The following is a 7,344-nucleotide window of genomic DNA, read 5'->3' as shown; positions in this document are numbered from 1 at the left end:
ACGGTTCTATTTTCTTGATAGTGACAGTAAAGATAAAAGATGATAGATTTATCATATGCCGAAGACAGCAGGCATAGCACCAATCGAAGATCGCGAAGCAAAGGAATATGTATATCACATTCTAACAAAGGGGGATAGCCGAGGAGAAAATAGAACCGTCCCATTTTTCCAGATGTTGTCCCTTCCCTAACATTATCAATCACAATTTACTTGACAATCTTAATATTTTTTAATATCGTTATATATTATCGTATTTCGTTATCGTAATAAGATATTTGCTTAGAGTTTTTACTAAATAGTGGACATTGTGCATTTCATGCCTATACTGCGGACAACAATACTAAACGGAGGTGTATATGGAAAGCAAAAACAAAATCCAGCGTCTTGGTGAACTGGCAGCACTTTTTCTCAAACTCGGGATCATCGGCTTTGGTGGTCCTGCAGCCCATATCGCTATGATGGAAGATGAAGTGGTGGGAAGACGTAAGTGGCTTACCAGAGAGCATTTCCTGGATCTTGTAGGTGCTTCCAACGTTATCCCTGGACCTGTCTCTACAAAGATGTCCATCTTTGTGGGCTACATCCATGCAGGATGGCCCGGTTTGATTATTGCCGGCACATGTTTCATTATCCCTGCAGTTCTTATCACGGCTGGCTTTGCCTGGGCTTATGTGAAGTTTGGGTCACTTCCTCAGGTCTCATCATTATTGTATGGTATCAAACCTGCTGTTCTTGCTGTCATCTTTACTGCTGTATGGAGACTCGGTAAAACTGCTGTCAAAGGGTGGCGGCTCTTAATCATCGGCTTAGCTGTGGCGAGTGCATCAATCTTTGGAATGAACGAGGTCATCGCACTTCTTATCGGAGGAGGTATCGGCATGTTCTGGCTACGAATATCTGATCTGGGAAGATCCCTGAGTAACAAAAAGGGGCTAATCACATTGGCCGGTATTACTACAAGCGTTATTCCTAAAACCGCAAAGGCAACAGGAATATCTCTGGCTGCTATAGTGGGAAGTGGCACAGTGGCGGCAATTGATGTCTCGCTGTTGAAACTCGGACTCTTCTTTCTCAAGGTCGGAGCCATCCTCTTCGGTGGTGGTTATGTGTTGGTAGCGTTTTTGGAAGGTGGGTTGGTTCACGACTATGGTTGGATGACTCAGCAACAGTTGCTTGATGCTATAGCCATTGGACAGTTTACGCCAGGTCCTGTTCTTTCGACCGCCACATTTATCGGATATTTAATCTCGGGAGTGGACGGCGCAGTGGTAGCGACAGTGGCTATTTTTTTACCTTCATTTCTTTTTGTTGTGGTACTCAACCCAGTGATTCCACGCCTTCGCCGCTCCCGCTGGACTTCTGCATTCCTCGATGCAGTCAATGTCAGTGCGGTTGGTCTCATGGCAGCAGTTATAGTAAAATTGTCTGAAGCAACACTCATCAGCTGGGCAACATGGTTAATCGCTCTAGTTGCTATTGTTGTAGGTCTGCGATGGAAAGTTAATGCCACCTGGCTGGTTTTAGGAGGAGCCATCACCGGCTGGTTACTCTCAGTATTAGCGGTATAACACAATTCTTTAAATAAAATTATTTATCTTCTGAAGAAGGGGTTTTGGTGATGTAATGAGCCTGTGGAGGGCAAGTCTTTTGTAATCAATCCCCAGTGCTATGCCAAGTAACTGTGTGATATAGAGGACTGGAAGTTCTATCTTTTCGCTTGATTCTCGTTCTACTGCACGCTGTTTGGCATCCAGCATGAAATGGCATAAAGGACAGGCTACCACAATGCAATCAGGAGAAAGTCTTTTAGCCTCCTTAAGTATCGTTCCACACAGTTTAAGGGCAACCTTCTCTCGTGAAAGTATGAGTGCCCCCCCACAGCAATCAACTTTATAAGGAAAAAAGAGGGGTTGAGCTCCAGATGACTCTATGATACCTTCCATCACCTTCGGGTTTTCAATGCTTTCTCTTCCACCGAGAGAAAATGGACGAGCTATCAGACAGCCATAATAAGGCAGTACCCTGATTCCTTTGAGGGCTCTGGTGATTCTCCTGCTTATTTCTTCAATACCTATATCAAATGAAAGCACCTCTAAGAGGTGTTTTACCTTTGGAAGCCGACTGAGAGAAAGTCCCTCCATAAATCCTGTATCCTCCTGAGCCTTACGAACTATCTGTAAATGAACTTGATAACAGGACGAACATGGCATAAGTAGATCCGTTTCCTCTTTGTCTGCCATAATTAATGTCTTGGCTGGGAGGGTTTCTGAAAGCTCTTTGCTCACAGACTTAGCAACCGATGCGCCACAGCATTCCCAATCCTCTATTTCTTTGATTTCGATTCCGAGTGATGAGGCTACTGCTAAAAAGGACTCCTCATAATCAATAGCGGTCCCTTTTAGACTGCATCCTGGATAATAAAGGTAGTTCATCTAATCTTTCCTCCAAGAAAATATCAAAAATCAAATATCAAAAATCAAAATTACAATGCAAAATTCAAAATCTTTTGCTGATAGCTGACAGCCAGAATCTAATAACTTTTTTAAATTTTGATATTTCATTTTGCATTTTGATTTTTGCATTTTGATTTATCTATAGATCTTACCCCGTAACAGTAACTTGATAAAGAGGATGGCATCCTCTACAGGATGGAGTGGTATTTTGCGTAGGGCAACTGCAAATCCTAAGCGAAATTCGTTTATTTTACCTTTCTTTTCAATCATTTTAATAAAGGCTTTATAATAAGAGAGGTCTTCTTCAGACTTAACCCACCCTTGTTCCTGTGCTACTCGCCTCAGTGCAACCATAATCCCTGAGATATCAACCCCCCTGGGACATCTGACGGTACAGGTGTAACATGAGGCACAGAGCCATAAAAAAGGACTCTGGCTCGCCTCCTTCAACCAGCCCCACTGGAGAAAACGAATAATCTTTCTTGGCGTATGCTCTGACTCAAATGCCACAGGGCATCCGGCAGAACATCGTCCACACTGGACACAGATAGAGAATTGTGGAATGGTATCAGTATGAAGAAGCTCCATCGTATCTCCTATTCATACCTTAAACGGATTAGGACCCATAGCCCTTAAATCCTCTATATATGAGTTTACCAGCTCCACATATCTTCTTGAGTCCCTTATTTCCAGATTCTCGAAGCGGACCCTCTCAGGTTCAATCATCATCTTTTTCAGTTTATCAGATAGGTCACCACTTCTCGTCTGGACAAGCTGGTTTCCCCTTACAAAGTGGCACTGTCCATCCTTGCAACCAGCAATTAAAATTCCATCCATCCCGAAGGCGAGGGCATCAGCTACAAGGGCATTGTTAACCGAGCCTGCACATGGGACCTTAATAATAAAGATATTAGGGGGGACAGGAAGACCATAATCCATTGATGTTCTGGCTGCATGATAGGCATCGTTTTTACAGAGAAAGGCAAGGATAACAGGTTCATCCTTTCCCATAAATGAGGCATTGATTGCCTGAACCTGGGCTGCTGTCTGTTTAATTGTAAAATGTCGAAGGGATATCGCTGTAATAGGACAGAGCCCCATACAGTTTCCACACTGGCGACATCTTGCGAGGTCTGGTGCAGGGAACCCACTATCATCAAAGTAGAAGCTGTAAAAGGGACACTCCTCCATGCATCGCTTGCACTTATCACACTTAGTTACATCCACCACAGGGTAGGTAGGATCTATCAGAACTGTTCCATTGAGAAATGCCAGCCCCTCCATAGCGGCTCGATGGCTTGACTCAATGGATTGTGCTACATTCATTGGTCCACGACAGGCACCTCCCACATAAATGCCTGTTCTTTGACTTTCCTCTGGATGGCATTGAAGATGTGATTCAAAAAATCCAAAGTTATTCCTTGGAAGGTTAAGCAGTTGGGCGACCTCCACAGAGCCATCAGAAGGGGTCATCCCTCCTGCCAGCACAAGAAGATCAAGGCTCAATCTCACCTCTTTCCCTGACAGTGTATCTTCTGCCCGGATACTGAGTTTCCCTGTATCTCCTTCAGGTTTCACAGTTGAAGGATTCCCGCGGATGAAGATTACATTATCCATGCTTTTTACCTGCTGATAGAGTTCCTCATCAAAACCCGGTGTCCTGATATCCTGATAAAATATATAACAGCGTGCATCAGGCATCTTTTCTTTAAGGTAACGAACTTGCTTCAGGGTAACAGAACAACAGACGGATGAACAGTAATTGAGATACCTCTCATCCCTGCTTCCCGCACACTGGATAAAACCAATCTCCTTAAGGTCTCCCCATTCTCCTTCGGTGGCAAGAAGCCGCTCCATATCGAGATTACTGATAACATTGGGATAAATACCATACCCATATTCCTCTACCTTAATTAAAGGATATGGGTCCCATCCAGCTGTTACAATAACCATCCCTGCCCTGAAGACTACTTCAGAAGGGGATTGTTCAAGTTCCACAGCCTGTGCAGGACATACCTTTACACATTCCCTGCATTCTGGAGGACAGTATTCTCTATTAATCACAAAGGCAGATGGGAAAGCCATCGGCGTTGCAGGATGTATTGCCTTTCTCTGGGATTTCAGAAAATCCATAGCCCCCTTTTCACAGGGGGCTATGGAGGGGGGAGGGTATATGAACCTCGACTGGTCAGGTATGACTACCGGACACACCCTCATACATTCACCACAGGCATTACACCGTTCTTCATTTACATAACGGGGTTGTCTCTCAATCCTCACATCGAAATTCCCTGGACTACCATCGAGGTTTTTAACCTGTGAGAGTGTATAAACATTTACCAGGTCTGACTCCCTGAGTTTCTGTATCGCAAATTCCAGTCCACAATGTGGGTCACAGATTCGTGGATAGAACCGATAAAGTAGCGCGACCTTTCCTCCAACACCGCTCTCCTTTTCCACCAGATAGACTCGCTTACCAAGTTCTACAAGGGATACTGCTGTATGCAGTCCTGCCACACCTGCTCCAATGATGAGGGCTGCATCCACAGCAGGGAGTTTTAATGGCTCTAAGGGCTCAAGGAGACGGGTTCGTGCGAGTGCCATCTGGATTAAGATTATAGCCTTCTGGTTTTGAATACTCGGATCTATCCCATTGTTACCAATTCCCTGTTCTTCAAGGTCGCACCATTCATGGAGGTATGGATTTAATCCCGCAGAAGCAAGTTCAGATTGTATGTTTTTCTCCTGATAAGGGGAAAATCTGCCTACCCACAGGATTCTGTTGATTTTACCAGTCTGTAAGTCTTCCTTAATCGAAGTAAGGGGGGCTGTTGTCCATAGGTCATTCAAGACCTCACAACGAGCAACATTCTTTGCCCTAATAAGCTTTTGGATAACTGATTCAAGATCAATGGCACGGGCAAGCAACCCTCCCTGATCACATATGAAAAGTCCTACCTTAGGTATCGTCTTCTCCATTAATCTAACATGCCTCTATTTATGTAGTGAAACCGTTCTACATTTCCGTTAAGGTCTATGCATGTCCATGTAATGGTATTTGTCCCCATCATCGGGATAAGCCTGGCTACATGGTAACCCAACTGATATGGGATTCTGGTCTCAAGTGCACCTTTAGGACATGACTTAACACAGGACATGCAGTCCCAGCAATCCCGTGGCATCCTGCAAAAGGCTATTTTGTCTTCGCCCAGGTGCATAAGGTCTCCGGGGCATATCTGTTCACAAAGAGGCTCTTTTTCAGCCTTACAACCATCACATTTTTCTCGGTCAACCCTTGGGGGCATAGTAATTTCCTCCTTTCTTATGGCTTGGTTCGATCCCCTGGAACGATTTGCTCGTAGGGATGGGTAAACATCTTGATCTCCCCTGTCTGTGGGTCTCGCCTGCTCTCTACAAAACAGTCCAGTTTGGAATCTTTATCAGGATAATCCATACGTGTCTGCCATCCTGGCCAGCGTGTCTCTTTCCTGTATTTAAGATGATGCACGAGAACCTCAGCCACATCCAGACGGTCAATAACCTCATGGGCATTCATCAGTTCATGAAGGTCCTTTGAGTAAAGATATCTGGTCTGATCCTGGAGTATCTTCAGGTTCTTAAGGGCATGATCCAGTCTCTCCTCATTCATCCTGTAAAACTGGTGAATCCCACCTGCATACTCATCCATGAGCCTCTGCATCCGTTCCTCCATCTCTATCGGTGTAGTCCCATCAAATTCAGGTCCCCTAAGAAAAGGAGCAAAGACCCGTTCCTTTTCCTTCTCTACCTGTTTAGTATCAAGTGGGGGTAAGGAAACCGATGCAAGGTATTCAAGGGCACCTCTGGATGCCAGTCTTCCTTCAGTCCCACATCCACCAACGAACTTATTGGGGTTTCCTGATGCTGTCTCTCCTGCTGCAAAAAGACCAGGAATAGTCGTCATCCTCTTGATATCTACCCAGTATCCACTTCCAGTATGACCACCAACGATGTATGGGTCACTGCCATAAATCTCAACAGGTTCTTTAGTAATGTCATGTCCCCTGCTTGCTAAAAATAGAACAAATGATGGACGTTCGTTTAACAGATCCTGTCTTAAATCCTTTGCCTCTTCTGGGCTCAACACTGTGGTATCCACATAAGTGGGTGCCCTTCCCTCGAGCCACTCAATCATCGGAGCGTTGAGTCGGTAGAAACGAGCTGCCTTATCGCCACCGACATCGGCATACCGCACCTGCATTACACGCTCACCCTTAGCATTTGTAATCAAACATCCAAAGGCTACGGAGATTGTATCTACAGGTCCTGAGAAATCTTTTGTACGGGTGGCAACCCATCTCTGCTCAAGAGATGACATCTCTGCACCTGCACGGATCCCCATGGCATATCCTGTCCCGACATTAAAAGGACACATCCATGTCTGATGATGTGCACCAGAGTAGTCGGTCACTGGTGATTTGTAGATACCGCATGCCCCACCTGTAGAAACAATGGTAGCCTTGGCACGGAATACATAGAACTTTCCATCCCTGACCCCAAAACCCATTGCACCAACGCATCTGTCGCCATCCATTAATAAATTTGTGGCTGCTACCCGGTTAAAGACCTGGGCACCAACCTCCATTGCCTTTTCTGCCATTATGACCTTGAGCTGTTCACCCTGAATCGAGATGTCCCAGCGGCCACGGAGCTTGTAATATCCCTCTTCGTCCTTGACGATAGGCAGTCCCCACTCCTCAAGCATCTCTACTGTCTCGTTTAACATCTCCGCATTACTCAAAGCCAGATCCTCACGAATTGGTCCTCCTCCTACCTGGGCCCGACCCCACCTCACAAGACTCTCCGGCGTCTCCCCCTTGTCTTTGCGGATGTAGGTGTTAATCGCATCCAT

7 protein-coding genes are annotated in these 7,344 nt (G+C 45.3%); 2 read left to right on the top strand and 5 right to left on the bottom strand.

Annotation, left to right across the window (positions count from 1 at the left end):
• Positions 1-55 precede the first annotated feature (55 nt).
• Positions 56-190: a hypothetical protein gene (locus AB1488_09420; protein MEW6410309.1), complete on the top strand. Its 135-nt coding sequence runs from the start codon at positions 56-58 to the stop codon at positions 188-190.
• A gap of 166 nt (positions 191-356) precedes the next feature.
• Entirely contained in the window at positions 357-1,568 is a 1,212-nt protein-coding gene (gene chrA / locus AB1488_09415) for a chromate efflux transporter (protein ID MEW6410308.1), read from the top strand.
• 9 nt (positions 1,569-1,577) lie between these two features.
• Here the strand turns inward: chrA and AB1488_09410 are convergent, their stop codons facing one another.
• The 5 genes from AB1488_09410 to AB1488_09390 form a co-directional block, all read right to left on the bottom strand.
• Entirely contained in the window at positions 1,578-2,432 is an 855-nt protein-coding gene (locus tag AB1488_09410; GenBank protein MEW6410307.1) for a CoB--CoM heterodisulfide reductase iron-sulfur subunit B family protein, read from the bottom strand.
• A 156-nt stretch (positions 2,433-2,588) separates the two neighbouring features.
• Complete coding sequence (locus AB1488_09405; GenBank protein MEW6410306.1) at positions 2,589-3,041, bottom strand: 4Fe-4S dicluster domain-containing protein; 453 nt, start codon at positions 3,039-3,041, stop codon at positions 2,589-2,591.
• 12 nt (positions 3,042-3,053) lie between these two features.
• A complete protein-coding gene (locus AB1488_09400; protein ID MEW6410305.1) occupies positions 3,054-5,432 on the bottom strand; it encodes a hydrogenase iron-sulfur subunit in 2,379 nt (792 codons plus the stop codon).
• Complete coding sequence (locus tag AB1488_09395; protein ID MEW6410304.1) at positions 5,432-5,758, bottom strand: 4Fe-4S binding protein; 327 nt, start codon at positions 5,756-5,758, stop codon at positions 5,432-5,434. The genes AB1488_09400 and AB1488_09395 overlap by 1 nt, the downstream gene beginning before the upstream one ends.
• Positions 5,759-5,775: 17 nt before the next feature.
• Positions 5,776-7,344, bottom strand: a 1,569-nt coding sequence (locus AB1488_09390) for an FAD-binding protein (protein MEW6410303.1), incomplete at its 5' end; no start/stop codon positions are given.

The organism is Nitrospirota bacterium (assembly GCA_040756155.1).
GTDB lineage: Bacteria > Nitrospirota > Thermodesulfovibrionia > JACRGW01 > JBFLZU01 > JBFLZU01.
Note: the sequence above shows the minus strand (reverse complement) of the source record. Positions and strands in the feature narration are given on the sequence as shown.

What these genes read in the sequence shown, in the direction of transcription:
- AB1488_09420 (MEW6410309.1), top strand. Translation starts at nt 56, where the DNA reads ATGCCGAAGACAGCAGGCATAGCACCAATCGAAGATCGCGAAGCAAAG.
- chrA (MEW6410308.1), top strand. Translation starts at nt 357, where the DNA reads ATGGAAAGCAAAAACAAAATCCAGCGTCTTGGTGAACTGGCAGCACTT.
- AB1488_09410 (MEW6410307.1), bottom strand. Translation starts at nt 2,432, where the DNA reads ATGAACTACCTTTATTATCCAGGATGCAGTCTAAAAGGGACCGCTATT.
- AB1488_09405 (MEW6410306.1), bottom strand. Translation starts at nt 3,041, where the DNA reads ATGGAGCTTCTTCATACTGATACCATTCCACAATTCTCTATCTGTGTC.
- AB1488_09400 (MEW6410305.1), bottom strand. Translation starts at nt 5,432, where the DNA reads ATGGAGAAGACGATACCTAAGGTAGGACTTTTCATATGTGATCAGGGA.
- AB1488_09395 (MEW6410304.1), bottom strand. Translation starts at nt 5,758, where the DNA reads ATGCCCCCAAGGGTTGACCGAGAAAAATGTGATGGTTGTAAGGCTGAA.